This is a genomic window from Tropicimonas sp. TH_r6, assembly GCF_033101155.1.
Lineage (GTDB): Bacteria > Pseudomonadota > Alphaproteobacteria > Rhodobacterales > Rhodobacteraceae > Tropicimonas.
Genome location: NZ_JAWMPX010000001.1, coordinates 36,905 through 52,535, shown reverse-complemented (window position 1 = coordinate 52,535; position 15,631 = coordinate 36,905). Strand labels below are relative to the sequence as shown.

Here is a 15,631-nt window from a genome sequence, read left to right as displayed (position 1 = left end):
CATGCCACACCGCGAGAAATAGATCCGGACACCGGAGCCTGAGCGCCTTGAGATCCGAAAGCGGTTCGGTTCGCCTGCTGCCGTTGAAATCCCCGATGCGGATCGATGCGCGTCGCGCAGCGAACGGCACCAACGAGCGCATTCTGGGAAATCCCACCGAGGAATGAACAATGTCTATGGCGGAAGGCATAATCTGAAGGGCAGGCAGAGGCGACCGGCCTCGTGGTCGAACGCGGCTCTATTGGGCCTCGCCCTGCCGAATGATCTCGAAGTTGAACAGGCGCGATGCCTTGCCGTCATCATTCACGATATAGAGACGCTCCGCCTGCGCATCCTGGGCGATGCCCTCGGCATGGGAGATCTCGCGCCGCTTCTTCCCGTCCAGCCATTCAAGCGGGTAGCTGCGGGCCGGGCTATCACCGTCGGGACCGAACAGGAACAATCGCCTGGCGCGATCGCTGACGATCCAGAGACATCCCGTGGCAGCGTCGACGCTCAGCCCGGAGACGTCGAGGTCGTGGTCGGACTCGTCATCGTCGACGAAGCCGAGCGCGGGGGTCAGTTCCGTCACACGGCGGATCTCGGTCAGATCCATCGAGATTTCCAGCAGAAGCCTCGGGCGTTTCTCCTTCAGAAGGAAGATCCGCTCCCTTTGCGGATCGACTGCGATCCCCTCCAATCCGTCATTCGGGTCGGACGTCTTGAAGTCCCGCTTGACGGTCACATATCCCGCCATGTCCTTCAGCGAGACCTGTGTCGCAGCGCCGGACTGCGCATCCACCACCAGAAGCCCGTTCATCGCTTCGCTCACTGCCAGGATCCGGTTTCCGACGGGATCGAGGGCGATCCCTTCAAGGTCGTCGACCTCGAAACTCGCCTGGGGCGGTGTTCCCTGCGCACCGTCCAGGTCGAGCAGGAACAGCGCCGACATGTCGTCGCTGACGCTCAGAAGCGTGTCAGCCTCAACACCCAATGACAGGCCCGAGGGTTCGGAATAGCCGAGCGTCTTGCTGGAGATCCGGTCGCTCTTCAGGAACCGCACGGAGGGGTGGCCGCACTCGGCCAGCGCACCTTGCGCGAGGCCAGTCAGGGCGAGCGCCGCAAGGATGCGGACTATCCGCAGGTGGGTCATCAGGATGGTCCTTTCACGCAAGATTCCAATCCACGATGAACTCCGGGCGCGCCGCGTCCCGCTCCATCGCCGCCGTCATCGCTGTCACCGCGATGAGACTGAACAGAAACTGACCTATCTTGGCCAGCGGCGTCAATTGCCTCCAACGCGAGCCGCCCAACGAAACCCGATCTACAGGCCGCAGCTCCTGAGCCGCTCAAGATCGCTCTCGTCGAAAGACGGGTTTTGCGCAGCGAAGCTGCGTGGCAGTTCCAGATCATCGAACACGTCGAACCCGCCGGCAATCGCGGCGAAGCCGCAGACGGTTTCTGGTTCCGGCGAGCTGCGCAGAAGTTCACTCAGGATGTCCAGTTCGCCGTTTCCGAACATGATAAGGGCGCCGGCGCGGATCAGCGGTTCGATCGCCGCGAGATAGGCCTCGCCGGAGAGCTTTCCATCGAGGAAAAGACGGTTGAGGGTGCCGATTACCACGGCGCCCTGGCCGGTCTCGACCGGGTAGCCGGCATCGATCAGCTTTTGCACATTGCGTCCGGGCGCGTCCGAATAGGCGGCAAAGCCCATCGACTGGGGATCGATCTGGCCAGTGGTGATATCACTGCGCACACAGTCGCTCAGCTTGTCATTGCCTTCGGGCACCGGGTCCTTGAGCAGCACCTTGACGTAGTCGATACACTGTTCGCGGTAATCAGAGGCCAGAGCCACGTCTTGTGAGGCAAGCACGGCAATCGCGCAAGCGGCGAGGGTTGGAAGCACCGTTCGTCTGTGCATAGTGCGTCTCCAATCCTCCCGCGCGTCCTGCCCGAAAATGGGCCGTCAATCCTCGGCCTGCGCCTCGCTGCGGCTCTTGCCGGCGACATCCTGTGCCAGGGTCGCGGCCATGAACCCGTCGAGATCGCCATCGAGCACGCCGGAGGTGTCGGAGGTCTCGTGGTTCGTCCGCAAGTCCTTCACCATCTGGTAGGGTTGCAGCACGTAGGAACGGATCTGGTTGCCCCAGCCGGCCGAACCCTTGGCGGCATGGGCCTCGTTGATCGCCTCGTTGCGCCTGTCCAGCTCCATCTGGTAGAGCCGCGACTTCAGCGCTTTCATGGCGATGTCGCGGTTCTGGTGCTGCGACTTCTCCGAGGAGGTTACCACGATCCCGGTGGGAAGGTGGGTGATCCGCACCGCCGAGTCGGTGGTGTTCACGTGCTGGCCGCCCGCGCCCGAGGAGCGGTAGGTATCGAGGCGGATATCGGCCGGGTTGACCTCGATCTCGATATTGTCGTCGACCACCGGATAGACCCAGACAGAGGCAAAGGAGGTTTCGCGCGTGCCCTTGCCGAAGGGCGAGATCCGCACCAGCCGGTGCACACCGCTCTCCGATTTCAGCCAGCCATAAGCGTTGTTGCCGGAAATCTTGTAGGCAACGGATTTGATCCCTGCTTCCGTGCCGCCTTCTTCCGATTGCAGTTCGACCTTGTAGCCGCGCTTTTCGGCCCAGCGGACATACATCCGCTGCAGCATCGCCGCCCAGTCGCAGGCCTCGGTCCCGCCGGCGCCGGCATTGATCTCAAGGAAGGTGTCGTTGCCGTCAGCCTCGCCATCGAGCAGCGCCTCCAGCTCTTTCTCGGCGGCCCTGATCTCGAGCGCCTTCAAAGCCGCTTCGGCCTCGGCGACGACATCCGCATCGTCTTCCATCTCGCCCAGTTCGATCAGCTCGATATTGTCTTCGAGCTCCTGCGCGATGCTCTTGTAGAGGGCAATGGAATCCACCAGCGTCTGGCGCTCGCGCATCAGCTTCTGGGCCGCGTCCGGATTGTCCCAGAGACCCGGATCCTCGACCCGGGCATTGAATTCCTCCAGCCGGAAATCTGCCGTCTCCAGGTCCATCCGCTGCCCCAGCAGGGCGAGGGATTTCCGGATCGCATCAACAGTGTTCTGGACTTCGGCGCGCATGTCGTTCTCCTGGATCAGCCCTGCTCATACAGCGCCCCGGCAGCAGCGGCAAGCGAGCAGCCTCGTGCAAGGTACCGTTCCAGCGGCGCAAAAGCGGGGACACCGCGGACCCTGTCCGGTGCTACTCGGCATCTGTTGATGTGTCCGGGGCGGATTGTACGGAGTCTGCGGTCCAGTAGGTGTAATGCGGGCCCACATCGATCACCTCCAGACCCGTCACATAGGGCTCGACTGTGTACATGTCCTTGGTCCTGCAGAGCCCGCGCATCGGGCCAACCAACGCGCCGCTTTCGACCATCATCGAGACGCCATCAACACCCTCGCGCATGAAGAAGGGGCGGTTCGCCGTGCCGTAATAGGAGATCGCGCCGGGCGGGATACGCTCCCGCGAGCGTATATTGCAGAAGACCAGCTGCTCGGAGGGATCCTGATCCTCGGCGACACGCTTGAGTTGTTCGATCTGGTGCAACCGGAGATCGCGCGGGAAGAGCCGCAGGTCCATGGCCGAGCGTACCGGCCCGCCAATGGCCAGCGCCAGCAGGACGATGAGTGCTGTCAGGGTCCGGGGCTTGATCGGCAGTGTGACCAGCAGGGCCGCCAGCCCGACGACGAGCGTGGAGAGGATGTAGAGTGCGTAGCGCGGCGACAGTCCGCCGCCGGAGAAGCCAACCGCCACGAGATAGCCAAGCACCATCAGCGGCAAGGCCAGCAGGTCGTATCGCTTGAGCCAGAACGGCAGGACCACCAGCGCAATACCGGCCGGAATGCGCAGGATCTCCTCATTGCCGAGGAAATGGCTGACGACATAGGATATTCCCTTTGTCCGGGCGGGTTCGGTCACGGGCGCGAAACGGTCGAACATCTGCTCGCCAAAGCCGATTTTTAGAACGACGAGCCCGTGCTGCGCCACCTGCACGACATACCAGGAGGCCCAGATGGCGACGGCAAGGAGCAGAGAGAGCTGGAAATGCCGGTTGCGCAGGAAGGTTCTGAAGCCATGGTCATGCCAGCGCGCGGTCAGTCCGGTGGCGGTCAGGAAGAGCGCGATGAAACAGAAGGCGATCGGCGCCTTCTGAAGCGCGCCCAGTCCGATGCACAGGCCCGCGACATACCACCAACGCGGACGGCGCAGCGCAAAGATCGTCGCCGCCAGCGACATGGTCACGAAGAACAGGGCGCCGGTGTCGAGCATCGCCTGCGAGGCGTTGATCCAGAAGGGGCGCGAGGTTGACAGGAACAGGACGGCGACCGGGATGGCCCAGGGCTGGCCGGGCAGGACGGCCGCAGCCAGCAGTCCGGTGGCGATCAGGCAGCCGAGCGCGAAGATCATCGACGGTCCACGCACCGCCACGGTCAGGTCCAGTCCCTGCTCGAGCAGGGCGGCGCCAAACCAGTAGTGCAGCGGCGGCTTGCGGAAATTCAGCTCGTTGAAAGTGTAGACGTTGAACCAGTCATTGGCACGGGCAAAGCCGGTTGTTCGGTCCAGAGTGTAAAACTCGTCATAGAGATCGAGCGCGCCAAGATGGATCATCCGTCCCTGGAAGGACCAGACAAAGAGGATGAGGATCGTCGTTACGAAGATCGGCAACCAGGTCGAGGGCGTCTCGAAAAAACCGATGGAATACATCTTCTCGTGCCGAGTGGATGTCTCGGTCTCTGTGTCTTTCGAAGTCACCTTTGGTCCCCCGTGCGGCCTGCACCCTCGCTAGGCCAGATCGATCCGCTGGACAAGGCATCAGCATGACGGAGCGACCGGTGCCGCCGCAATGGCAACTGTTCCCCATGAGGGGACTTCCGTCAGGACGGGCTTGACGAGTCAGTAGAGACCGCCGGAACTCAGTGAGCCGAAGCTTGCCTTTGGCGCAATCCGAACCTTCTCGCCTGTCGCTGTCGTTACGGTCTTGGACGAGAAGGTCTCGTCCTCGCCGCGCGCGAACATCGGCACGTTTGATCCCATCACGAACCCGCCATCGACAACGGCTGCAATACCGAAGATCGGCTCTTCACCCTCGCGGAAATACTCGGCAACGACGTTTTCGCCACTTGCATCGTCCGAAAGGCGTGCGCCGCTAAACCGGTCGATCTTTACGAAATAGCCGCCCGGCGGCACCTCGAAGGGCCCGCCGCCATATTTTGCGATGGCTTCCTTCATGAAGCGCGAGAAGACCGGGCCGCACATGCCGCCGCCCGAGGCGCCGCGCCCCATCGATCGGGGTTGATCATAGCCGATATAGCAGCCGGCCACGATGTTTGAGGTGAAGCCGATGAACCAGACATCCTTGGCGTCGTTGGTCGTGCCGGTCTTGCCGGCCACCGGCACGCCCAGACCGGCCCCGCCGACTGTCCGCGCCGCGGTGCCGCGCTCGACCACGCCGCGCATCATCGAGGTCAGCTGATAGGCGGTGATTGCGTTGATCGCCTGTTGGCGGTTGGAAACGATCCGCGGCGACACCCCTGACGGCAGCGCCACGATCTCACAATCGGGGCAGCTTCGCTGGTCCTGCCGGTAGACCGTCTCGCCCCAGCGGTCCTGGACCCGGTCGACCAGTGTCGGCTCGATCCGTTCGCCGCCATTTGCGAACATCGCATAGGCCGAGACCATCTTGTAGAGGGTGGTCTCCTGGGAGCCGAGCGCATTGGCGAGATAGCGACCCAGATGGTCATAGACGCCAAAATCCTCGGCATAGCGGGCAACCGTGTCCATGCCGACTTCCTGCGCGAGGCGGATTGTCATCAGGTTCCGCGAGCGTTCGATGCCTGTCCGCAGCGGTGTCGGCCCGTAGAACTTGTTGGAGGCGTTCTTGGGCCGCCAGACACCCTGGGGCGTGTCGATCTCGATCGGGGCGTCGACGACGATGGTCGCGGGCGTGTAGCCGGAATCCAGCGCGGCGGCATAGACGAAGGGCTTGAAGGACGAACCGGGCTGGCGTGTCGCCTGGGTGGCGCGGTTGAGTTCCGAGCTCTGATAAGAGAAGCCGCCCTGCATCGCCAGAACGCGCCCCGTATGCACGTCCATCGCCACGAAGGCGCCCTGCACGCGCGGCTCCTGCCGCAGGCTCCAGCGCTCGAACGCACCGTCCTGGGTCCGTTGGCGGACATGAACCACGTCGCCGGTCTCGAAATTGTCGAAGAAATTGCCCTTGATCCACTTGATGTCCTCGCGCGGGACCTGGATCGTGCCGTCGACCTCTTCTGCACCGAGCGTCATCGACTGCTCGGAAATGCCGAGAACAACGGCCGGGTGCCATATGCCGTTCAGCTCGATGTCGCGGGCAATATCGACATTCGACAGTGCCGCGCGCCAGGTCGCTTCGTCGCCAAGCTGGTCGGCGGGGATCTTCTTGGTCGACTTGCGCCAGATCCCGAGAGAGCGGTCGTAATCTTCCAGAGCCTTGCGCAGCGACTTCGTCGCATCGTCCTGCAGCTCGGGATCGACCGTCGCCCGGATCGCAAGCCCGCCGCCATGGAATTCATCCGTGCCGAACTCGCCGGACAGCTGCCGGCGGATCTCGTCGGTGAAATAGTCGCGCGGCGGAAGGGAGCGGCGGAAGGAGGGGAAGTCGCCATTCTGCACCGTACGCAGCGGCAACTCGCGCTCATATGCATAGGTCTCCTGGTCGAGAACGCCGTTCTGGTACATCTCGCGCAACACGTAATTGCGCCGCTCGGTGGCCCGCTCGACCTCGCGGACAGGGTGGTAGTTGGACGGCGCCTTGGGCAAGGCGGCGAGATAGGCCGCCTCATGCGGCTCCAGTTCGTTGAGATTCTTGTTGAAATAGGTCTGGGCGGCAGCTGCCACGCCATAGGAGTTCTGCCCGAGGAAGATCTCGTTGAGATAGAGTTCGAGGATCTTTTCCTTGTCCAGCGCCTGTTCAACCCGCGCGGCCAGCAGGATTTCCTTCATCTTGCGTTCGATGGAACGGTCCGAGGAGAGCAGGAAGTTCTTCATCACCTGCTGCGTGATGGTCGAGGCGCCGCGCAAGCGCGCGCCCTGGGCGGCGTCCACCACGGCGGAGGCGATGCCCATCGGGTCATACCCCTTGTGCTCGTAGAAATTCTTGTCCTCGGCCGAGATGAAGGCCTGTTTGACAAGATCCGGGATGTCCTCCGCCGGCACGAAGAGACGCCGCTCCAGCGCGAACTCATCGATGATCTTGCCCTCGACCGAGTAGACCCGGCTGATCGTCTTCGGTGTATAGCGGGCGAGGTCCTCGTGCGCGGGCAGGTCGCTGCTATACATCCAGATCACGCCGCCAGCGATCAGTGCCACGAAAAGCGCACCGGTAACGATCAAGGTGAAGATGCCTCCGAAGAAGCGGAGAAGTGCGCGGAGCATGAAATGTCCTGTCTCTGGTTGGCGCGGTTATACGCAAGCCTTCAAGGGCGGTCAAAAGCATCTGTCGCGGGAATGCGCGACCTTCAGCCGGTCGGGGTGATCACGTTTGCGTTTTCCAGTTGCCAGTGAGACGCAGGCCGAAGCGGGATTCTTGGTGGGATGGGCGCCGAGAGGTCTTCCGGCTTCTCCGGTGACGTCAACATGTCGCCGAGAGGCAGCGCCTGCCCACGGTGAGCCGCAGGCACGGCGCTCTACTGCCGCGTCAGAGCCTTGCGGGCCCGATCCGCCTCGTCCCAGGCGCGCAGGGAGGAGACGATCGCCGCCTGCGCGGCAGCCCGCCAGTCTGGATTCTGCAGCTTCTCAAGCTCCTTCGGGCTGGACATGAACCCGACTTCGACAAGCACAGAAGGGATATCCGGTGCCTTGAGAACCGAGAAGGCCGCGTGTTCGCGCGGCCGCTTGTGCAGCTGGACACCGCCCTCCCGGAACCCATCGACCAGCGCGTCGGCGAGGGCCTCGGTGCGCGGTGCGGTTTCGGTCCGGGCAATGGACATCAGCACGCGGGCCATTTCGTCATCCTGCCCTGAGAGATCCACGCCAGAGAGAAGATCGGCCCGATCATGCCGTTCCGCGAGCTTGGCGGAGGCGGTGGAAGAGGCTTCTTCCGAAAGAGTATAGACCTGCGCCCCGCTCGCGATGCCCTCGCTGACTGCGTCGGCGTGCAGGGAAAGCAGGATCTCCCCGCCTGCGCGCCGCGCCCGGTCGATTCGCGCTTCCAGAGAGACAAAGGAATCGTCGCTCCGGGTCAGGGCCACATCGAATCCGCCTGCGCGCAACAGCACGTCGCGCAGTTCCAGCGCGAAGGTCAGCACGAGATCCGCCTCATGCACATCGTCGCGCACGGCGCCGGGGTCGATGCCGCCATGGCCCGGATCAAGCACGACCGTCAGCCTGCCGTCATCGGGGGACGCGGGCAGGGCCGGTTGCCCGGCGCTCGAGGAGACCGGGTCCGCAGAGGGACCGGCTCGGGCGGCGAAGGTGGTCGGGTCCGTCTCGCGCAGGGATATTTCGATCCGCGCCGTGCCATCCTCGGCGCCGGTCTGCATGCCAGCGCTTTCGACGAGATAGGGGCCGGTGAGGTCGATCACCATCCGTGACCAACCTGCCTGGATCGCGCCGAAGCGCACTGTTTCGATTGAGGAACTGTCGCCGAGCGCTCCCGTGCGCAGCCGGTTGAACTCCAGTTCCCGGAAGTCGAGCACCAGCCGGGGCGGGGTGTCGAGCAGCGTGACCTTGTAGGGAATCGGCTGGCTGAGGGTCAGCGCGAGGTCGAACCCGTCGGACCGGTCCTCGATGGCGGATCGTTCCGGGTCCAGCCGCGCAACGGCGAAAAGGTTCTGCGCTGACGCCGTGAGCGGCAGGCAGGACATTGCCAGAATCAGCAATGCGAGAAGAGATTTCATGTGACTGCCCGGGATTTGCCCCTGTTGGCCGCGACCATAGTCGTCCCGGCCCGATATGGCAAACTGCGAAGCGTTACCTGCGGCCCATGAAGTCGCGCAGCCGCGTCAGCCCCTCGGCGATATCCGCTGTCGCGCGCGCATAGGAAAAACGCAGCGTCCCGGCACCCCGAGCCGGGTCGAAATCCAGCCCGGGGGTGACGGCGATGCCGGCTTCGGCGAGGATCTCACGCGAGAAGGCGAGGCTGTCGGAGGTCAGCTCCGAGACGTCGGCATAGACATAGAAGGCGCCGTCGGGCGGCGCGATCCGGTCGAACCCGGCCTTCGGCAACCCCTCCAGCATCAGCCGGCGATTCTCCGTGTAGACCGCGAGATTGGCCTGAAGCTCCCCGTCGCAGTCCAGCGCGGCAAGGGCGGCGACCTGGCTGACATGGGGCGGGCAGATGAACATGTTCTGCGCCAGCCGCTCATAGCGGCGCACCTCGGCCTCCGGCACGACCATCCAGCCGACCCGCCAGCCGGTCATGGAGAAATATTTCGAGAAGGAATTGATGACACAGACATCGTCGCTGATCTCCAGCGCCGAGATCGCCCGGCCCTCATATTGGATGCCGTGATAGATCTCGTCGGAAACGAAGGCCGCGCCGATCTCGGAGGACCTCTCGATCAACGCGGCGAGCGAGTCGCGGCTCAACATGGTCCCGGAGGGGTTGGCCGGCGAAGCGACGATCAGGCCCGCGAGATCGGATGGGACATCCTCCGGAACGGGTTGCAACCGATTCTCGGACCGTGTGGGCAGGCCGACCGGTTCCAGGCTCAACGCCTTGAGGATCTGGCGATAGGACGGATAGCCCGGCTCCCCGAGCCCGACCTTCTCGCCGGCCTCGAACAGCGCGGTGAACGCCAGCAGGAAGGCACCGGAAGAACCCGGCGTGACGATCACGCGGTCCGGGTTCAGCTCGATCCCGTACCAGTCGCGATAGAGTCGGGCGATGCGCTGTCGCAGCGCGGGCAGGCCGAGGGCAACCGTGTAGCCAAGCGGATCCGCTTCCAGCGCGCGGGAGAGCGCGGCGCGCGCACCGGCCGGGGCGGGGGTGCTCGGTTGGCCGACTTCCATGTGGATGATGCTGCGTCCGGCGGCCTCAGCCTGTCGCGCTGCCTCCATCACGTCCATCACGATGAAGGGATCGACCTCGCTTCGTCTTGATGCGCGCATGGCTTTCTCCTTACTCTGGCCGACAGACAGGGATATCTCAATCGCGACAGGGGCAGTCAATGGCGGCAATGCAGCAAGGAGGCAGGACACGCCATGTCTTTGCGCTGCGCGGCCTCTCCCGCGACAGCCTCACTCCCGGCATTGCTCTGGCCTGTAGCGAGCAGACAGGCAAATCCCCGCGGGCCATAGCTGAACGGAATGCAGTCTCCGGCCTGTTGAAGGAAGACGCCATCCATGCCAAACGCGCCGTGGGGCGTCTGCCCCGCGGATCCACCGGGTGGCGTCGTGTTGAATACATCCTGCGCGCGCCCGAGACCCAAGAGAAAAGGAATAAGCGGAAATGAAAGCCCTCTTCCCCGCCGCGTTGCTGGCGGCCGGACTTGCCCTGCCTGCCGGGGCCCTCGACCTGACCAGCATGAGCGCGGCCGAGCGTGCCGCTTTTCGCGCCGAAGTCCGGGCCTACCTGATGGAGAACCCGGAACTGATCATGGAAGCCGTCGCGGTGCTCGAGGAACGCCAGCAGGCGCAGCAAACCGCCGACGATGTCGCGCTGGTCAAGACCAATGCGGACGATCTCTTCGAGGACGGCGTGAGCTGGGTTGGCGGCAACCCGGAGGGCGATGTGACAATCGTCGAATTCGTCGATTACCGCTGCTCCTATTGCCGCAAGGCCTATCCCGAAGTGAACCAGCTGGTTTCGGATGACGGCAATATCCGTCTGATCCTCAAGGAATTCCCGATTCTCGGCGAGCAATCCGTCGCCTCTTCGCGCATGGCGCTGGCCGCGAAGCTGGCGCTTGGCGACGAGGCCTACAAGCAGGTCCACGATTCGCTGATCGCCTTCCGGGGGGAGGTCAACGATATCAGCGTGAAGGCGCTGGCCTCCGATCTGGGGCTCGACGGCGACGCGATCCTCGCGAAGATGAACGCGCCCGAAGTCGATGCCATTCTGGCCGGAAACCATGCCCTTGCGCAGCGAATGCAGATTTCCGGCACCCCGACCTTCGTCGTCGGCGACCAGCTTCTGCGTGGCTATCTCCCCTATGACGGCATGCAGCAGGTCGTCGAGCAGGTGCGCGACGAGGGGTGAGCGTTTCTCAGCTGGGCAGGTTGTCCAGCCAGTGCCGTGCGCCAAGACCGGCCCACCGGCCACTGGCAAGGCAGGCGGTCAGCAAGTAGCCGCCCGTCGGCGCTTCCCAGGACAGCATTTCGCCCGCGCAGAAGACGCCCGGGCGGGCATGCAACATCAGATTCGCATCCAGCGCATCGCGCCGCACGCCGCCGGCCACGGAGATCGCCTCGTCCAGCGGACGCGTCCCGTCATGGCGCAGGGGGAGTGACTTGATCCGGTCCGGGAGGCTGTCATCCAGCGCGATGCTGCCACCGAATTCTCGCAGCAAAGCGAGCTTCACCGCGTCGAGGCGCAGTGCCTTGCGCAGGAAATTCGTCGTCGATTGCTTGCCGCGCGGCTGTTTCAACCGGTCCCGGAGCCGCTGCACCGGCCATTCCGGCATCAGGTCGATCCGGATCTCCTGGCCCTCGCGCGCGGGGCGGCTGATCGCGTAGATCCCGCTGCCTTCGAGCCCGCGGCTGGAGATCACGAATTCTCCGCGATGCCGCCGTCCGCCCTCAAGCAGCGCAGCGCCTTTCACCGGCTGTCCGAAATGCCGTTCCATATGCGACGACCATCCAACACGCAGCCCGACATTTGCCGGCGCAAACGGGTCGAGTCCGATACCATCGTCCTCCAATGCCTCGCGCCAGAGCCCGTCCGATCCCAACCGCGCCCAACTTGCCCCGCCAAGCGCCAGGACCTGTGCCCTGGCCGCTATCTGTCGCGTGCCGTCCGGCGTTTCGAAGCGACAACCTGCCCCGTCCCAGCCAGAGAACCGCCACTTGGCCCGCATCTCGACGCCATTGTCACGCAGGCGTGCCAACCAGGCGCGCAGGAGCGGCGACGCTTTCATGGCAACCGGAAAGACCCTGCCGGCAGACCCGGTAAACACCTCCTGCCCAAGCCCGCGCGCCCAGTCCTGAACCTCTTCCGGCCCGAACGCGTCAAGCATGGGGGCAAGCCAGCCCTCCGCTTCGGCATAGGCCGCGCGGAAGGCGTCCTCCCGCTCTGCCTTGGTCAGGTTCAGGCCGGATTTGCCGGCCATGAGCAGTTTGCGTCCCGGCGAGGGTTTGGCTTCGGTCAGGACCACCTGCCGGCCATCGGCCGAGAGCATCTCCGCAGCCATGAGACCAGCCGGGCCCGCCCCGATCACCAGCGCTTCAACCTGTTCCGTCATCTTCGGCCTGCATTCCCTGATTTGTGCCGCCACGGCGGCAAGAGCATGTCTAGGGCAGAGAGGCCCGGGGCGCCACTGTTTGCCAAGGCGTAGGCGCATGGCAGGGCGGACGGGTGTTCGCGAGGTGGGGCTCTCATTCGAAAGGTTTGATCGACTGATAGAACTCGAGATCTGACATATACTTGGAATGACAGGTCAGGGCGGCAGGGGACTCGCTCCCTGCCGCCCCTGCGTGGAGGCAGAGCTCTCCACGCAACTGCTGACCGGCGTCCTGAAGGAAGCCGGTCGCCTCAAACTCACTGGATGCGGAAGCCTTCGCGCTTCAGGCAGTTGCGTTTCCACCCGGTCAGGGTCTTGCGCCCACCGCGGACTTCGATGGCGCGCTCGCACCGGTCGGGGAGTTTCGAGACCCGGACGCCCTCATTTATCAGGCAACGCTTCATCAGGAAGGTTCGCCCCCCGTTTGCCACATTGAAATTGCGCTCGCAGGCCCGCGGCAGCACCCGGCGCTTCTTCGCGGGCTTGACGACGACGGCCTCGCGCGGCCGTTTCACCTTGGCGACCTTTGGTTTGGGCGGCTGAACCGGGGCTTGCACGGCCGGTGCCGGTTTGGCCCGCGCGACCGGCGGTGCGGGACGGTGCTTCTTCCTGGCCTTCTTCTTGTCGTTGTTGTCATGCATCGCGGCTGCGGCAATCGCAAGGACACTGAGGCCGAAGAGAATCGGAGCGACATTTTCGCGATTCTGCGCCATGGCCGGGCTTGGGGCGAGGCTCGTGGTCGCGAGGGCAATGGACAGGGTCGCGGCGGTCAGGGTCTTGAACATCAGGAGGCTCCCGTGGAGGTCAATGTGGGGCCGGGGCGCTCACCGCCACGGCCTGGACATCCCAGCAATCGCCCCTAGCGCCGAAATCAGGCAATATCGCCGGCCTGTTATCCGATATCCATCCTCCAGGCCCCTGCTGTTATTGAATATAGCCGCGTTTCCGCGCAGGTTGCGGATATGCGAAAAAGATCCTTCTTCCCGGCCGTTCTGGTCCTTAGCGCCCTTCTCGCCGCGCCTGCAAGCGCCGCCTGCTATGCCGATTACAAGGCTAAGCGGGACGACCCTCTCCGCCTACACTACGGCACGGCGCGCATCGACGGCGCCACCTGCAACACCACCGTCGCCGAGGCGCAGATTCGTGACCGGATCGCGCGCGACGGATGGACCCTTCTGAATGTGCTGGGCGTCTTCGACGAGTCTGGCCTGGCCCAAAGGAAAGATAGTGCCGGACAATACCATCTCCGTTATTGACGCCCGCCGGGCTGGCGGTCGCGTGCTCATCGTTGGAGTGTCGGCAATTGTCGGCATCCTCGCGCTCGCTGCGGTCCTTCTCTTCGCCAACCTGCCCGATGCGGATGCCTTCAACGCCCGGGTCGAGCAGATCTTCGTGGAGAACGACAACCTGACATCGGGCGCCGAGATCCGGCTGCTGGAGATTCTCGCGGAGAGCGGGACCTCCTTTTCCGATGTGCTGCAGAGCTATCGACAGATCATCTTCGTCCTGCTGATCTTCGCCGCCGCGCTCCTGGTCGCGGCGCTTGGGCTTCTCGTGACTGTGGTTGTCATGAACCGGCGCATGAGCGAGATCGAACGGCAGGGGATTCAGGTCACGGACCTGATCATCAGCCGTCAGGAGCGGCTGGTCTTGCTCAACAACATGGAGTTCAAGCTGACAGAGGCGGCCATAGAGACCCTTGCCGTGCTGGCGGAAGCGCGGATGGACGAGGAAGTTCTGACCGGTGCACAGCTTGAATCGGTGATCCAGGGGCGGCGTCCCGAGGATTGCGAGGAGGCAGCTGGCGCGACCCGGATCAAGCGCCTGCGCGATTCACTCGGCAACCAGATGGTCAGCGAGCTTCTTGTTCGCAACATTGCCCGCAAGGGCTATGTGTTGGCGATCAACAAGGATGTCATCCGGATGCTGTGAGACGGTCGCCGTCTGTACTCGCGAAAGCTCATGTGAAGAGCCGACATAAAAAACGAAAAAGGCCCGGACAGATCCGGACCTTTCCATGGATTTTTGGCTCGAGACCCCTTCGGGAAACGGATCAGTTGGTTCCGGTCGTACCGGAGGTCGAGCCGGAGCCGCCATCGTCGTCGCCGGCAAGCGCCCCCAGCAGGAGAAGCGCAGCCACACCACCGGCGGCCAAAGTGCCATTGTCGAGCGCGACGCCGGCATTGTTGCAGGTCACCTTGAGGACCTCCTTCGTCGCATCTTCCCAACGTGCGGAGGCGATACCGCCGCGATCGTCACAGAAGCCACTCGCAACAGCTGCGTCATAGGCGTCGTCTGCCAAGGCTTGTCCGGCGGTCAGAGCGAGGCTGACCGTCGCAATCTTGATCAAATGTTTCATTTGCCAAACTCCAAAAGGGCGCATTTGATCACTGGTTACCATAAGGCCGTAATCAGAACAACTGCTGGCGTTCGGCGGTGGAAGTGATCCGGTTTCGATGGGGCCATTCGAAAGAGTTCAAACATGGTAACTAGCCGTAAACCCTGACGCGTTAGCCAGATGTGGGATGAACCAGAAAGGCGCCCACATGTTTGCAACGATTTCCGGTCCGTGCCCAACCATGGGGCGTTGGTGCAGTGGCGTTTTCAGTACATTCACGCATGTCGCATGTTTCCTGAGCGCGTTATGCATTTCCGGGGCGGTCTTGGCCTCGTCGGGAGCCGATATCTGCCTCGAAGCCGCCTCAAGATCGGCGACGCAGCATGGCATTCCCGAAGCCGTGATGCAGGCGGTTGCAACCGCCGAGAGCGGAAAACTTCAAGGAGAGACCGTTCGTCCCTGGCCCTGGACGGTTGAAGCGGATGGAAAACGGCGCTGGTTTTCGGATCGCGACTCGGCTCAATCCTATCTGGGTCAGCTGCGTAGGTCCGGGCGGGACGACTTCTTTGTCGGTTGCTTCCAGCTCAGCCACTTATCGCATGCCGCGGCGTTTGCCTCTTCGGATGAGATGATCGACCCGGCCCGCAATGCCGATTTTGCCGCCCGGTTCCTGCTTGAGCTGCATGATCGTGCAGGAAGCTGGGAGGCAGCGTCCCGTCTCTTCCGGATCGCCAATCCGGTTGCCCCGCCAGAGCTGGCTGTCTCGGAACCCCGTGCGCCGGCAGAAGGCTCCGTTGCGCCGCGAATGGCCGCCCGGTCGGCTTCCGCCGGCCTGGGGTCGCTCGTCCCGGTGGCCTCTCCCTGGCGGAAAGTCGACTGAA

The 15,631-nt window shown here is 63.6% G+C and carries 15 protein-coding genes; 4 read left to right on the top strand and 11 right to left on the bottom strand.

The window, feature by feature from the left end; translation table 11 throughout:
• Window positions 1–238: 238 nt before the first annotated feature.
• The 8 genes from R3X27_RS00240 to R3X27_RS00205 all read right to left on the bottom strand — a co-directional run bounded on the left by R3X27_RS00240 (window position 239) and on the right by R3X27_RS00205 (window position 10,082).
• Window positions 239–1,153: an SdiA-regulated domain-containing protein gene (locus tag R3X27_RS00240; RefSeq protein WP_317706798.1), complete on the bottom strand. Its 915-nt coding sequence runs from the start codon at window positions 1,151–1,153 to the stop codon at window positions 239–241.
• On the bottom strand, window positions 1,146–1,268 hold the full coding sequence (locus tag R3X27_RS00235) for a hypothetical protein (RefSeq protein ID WP_317706797.1): 123 nt from the start codon (window positions 1,266–1,268) through the stop codon (window positions 1,146–1,148). Before R3X27_RS00235 ends, R3X27_RS00240 begins: the two co-directional genes overlap by 8 nt.
• Before the next feature lie 35 nt (window positions 1,269–1,303).
• Entirely contained in the window at window positions 1,304–1,900 is a 597-nt protein-coding gene (locus tag R3X27_RS00230; RefSeq protein ID WP_317706796.1) for a hypothetical protein, read from the bottom strand.
• A 45-nt stretch (window positions 1,901–1,945) separates the two neighbouring features.
• Complete coding sequence (gene prfB, locus R3X27_RS00225; protein WP_317706795.1) at window positions 1,946–3,070, bottom strand: peptide chain release factor 2; 1,125 nt, start codon at window positions 3,068–3,070, stop codon at window positions 1,946–1,948.
• Between the two features lie 121 nt (window positions 3,071–3,191).
• Window positions 3,192–4,745 (bottom strand): ArnT family glycosyltransferase, encoded by a 1,554-nt coding sequence (locus tag R3X27_RS00220; RefSeq protein WP_317706794.1) that lies wholly within the window; start codon window positions 4,743–4,745, stop codon window positions 3,192–3,194.
• A gap of 141 nt (window positions 4,746–4,886) precedes the next feature.
• Window positions 4,887–7,406 (bottom strand): PBP1A family penicillin-binding protein, encoded by a 2,520-nt coding sequence (locus R3X27_RS00215; protein ID WP_317706793.1) that lies wholly within the window; start codon window positions 7,404–7,406, stop codon window positions 4,887–4,889.
• 251 nt (window positions 7,407–7,657) lie between these two features.
• On the bottom strand, window positions 7,658–8,869 hold the full coding sequence (locus R3X27_RS00210; protein ID WP_317706792.1) for an N-acetylmuramoyl-L-alanine amidase: 1,212 nt from the start codon (window positions 8,867–8,869) through the stop codon (window positions 7,658–7,660).
• A 73-nt stretch (window positions 8,870–8,942) separates the two neighbouring features.
• A complete protein-coding gene (locus tag R3X27_RS00205) occupies window positions 8,943–10,082 on the bottom strand; it encodes a pyridoxal phosphate-dependent aminotransferase (protein WP_317706791.1) in 1,140 nt (379 codons plus the stop codon).
• Between the two features lie 340 nt (window positions 10,083–10,422).
• Here R3X27_RS00205 and R3X27_RS00200 point away from each other — a divergent pair, with 340 nt between their 5' ends.
• A complete protein-coding gene (locus tag R3X27_RS00200) occupies window positions 10,423–11,172 on the top strand; it encodes a DsbA family protein (RefSeq protein ID WP_317706790.1) in 750 nt (249 codons plus the stop codon).
• A gap of 7 nt (window positions 11,173–11,179) precedes the next feature.
• Here the strand turns inward: R3X27_RS00200 and R3X27_RS00195 are convergent, their stop codons facing one another.
• Both R3X27_RS00195 and R3X27_RS00190 read right to left on the bottom strand, forming a co-directional pair.
• Window positions 11,180–12,373 carry a TIGR03862 family flavoprotein gene (locus R3X27_RS00195; protein ID WP_317706789.1) on the bottom strand — a complete coding sequence of 398 codons (1,194 nt, stop codon included), beginning with the start codon at window positions 12,371–12,373 and terminating at the stop codon, window positions 11,180–11,182.
• 296 nt (window positions 12,374–12,669) lie between these two features.
• On the bottom strand, window positions 12,670–13,197 hold the full coding sequence (locus R3X27_RS00190) for a hypothetical protein (RefSeq protein WP_317706788.1): 528 nt from the start codon (window positions 13,195–13,197) through the stop codon (window positions 12,670–12,672).
• A 177-nt stretch (window positions 13,198–13,374) separates the two neighbouring features.
• On the opposite strand from R3X27_RS00190, the gene R3X27_RS00185 reads away from it, so the two are divergent.
• Together R3X27_RS00185 and R3X27_RS00180 are read left to right on the top strand one after the other, a co-directional pair.
• Window positions 13,375–13,668 carry a hypothetical protein gene (locus R3X27_RS00185; protein WP_317706787.1) on the top strand — a complete coding sequence of 98 codons (294 nt, stop codon included), beginning with the start codon at window positions 13,375–13,377 and terminating at the stop codon, window positions 13,666–13,668.
• The gene (locus R3X27_RS00180; protein WP_317706786.1) at window positions 13,640–14,344 is read left to right on the top strand and encodes a hypothetical protein; all 705 of its coding nucleotides are present in this window, start codon (window positions 13,640–13,642) and stop codon (window positions 14,342–14,344) included. Before R3X27_RS00185 ends, R3X27_RS00180 begins: the two co-directional genes overlap by 29 nt.
• 121 nt (window positions 14,345–14,465) lie before the next feature.
• On the opposite strand, the gene R3X27_RS00175 is transcribed toward R3X27_RS00180, so the two are convergent.
• Window positions 14,466–14,771 carry a hypothetical protein gene (locus R3X27_RS00175; RefSeq protein ID WP_317706785.1) on the bottom strand — a complete coding sequence of 102 codons (306 nt, stop codon included), beginning with the start codon at window positions 14,769–14,771 and terminating at the stop codon, window positions 14,466–14,468.
• 304 nt (window positions 14,772–15,075) lie between these two features.
• Between R3X27_RS00175 and R3X27_RS00170 the strand changes: the two genes are divergently transcribed.
• Window positions 15,076–15,630: a hypothetical protein gene (locus tag R3X27_RS00170; protein WP_317706784.1), complete on the top strand. Its 555-nt coding sequence runs from the start codon at window positions 15,076–15,078 to the stop codon at window positions 15,628–15,630.
• Window position 15,631: the final 1 nt, after the last annotated feature.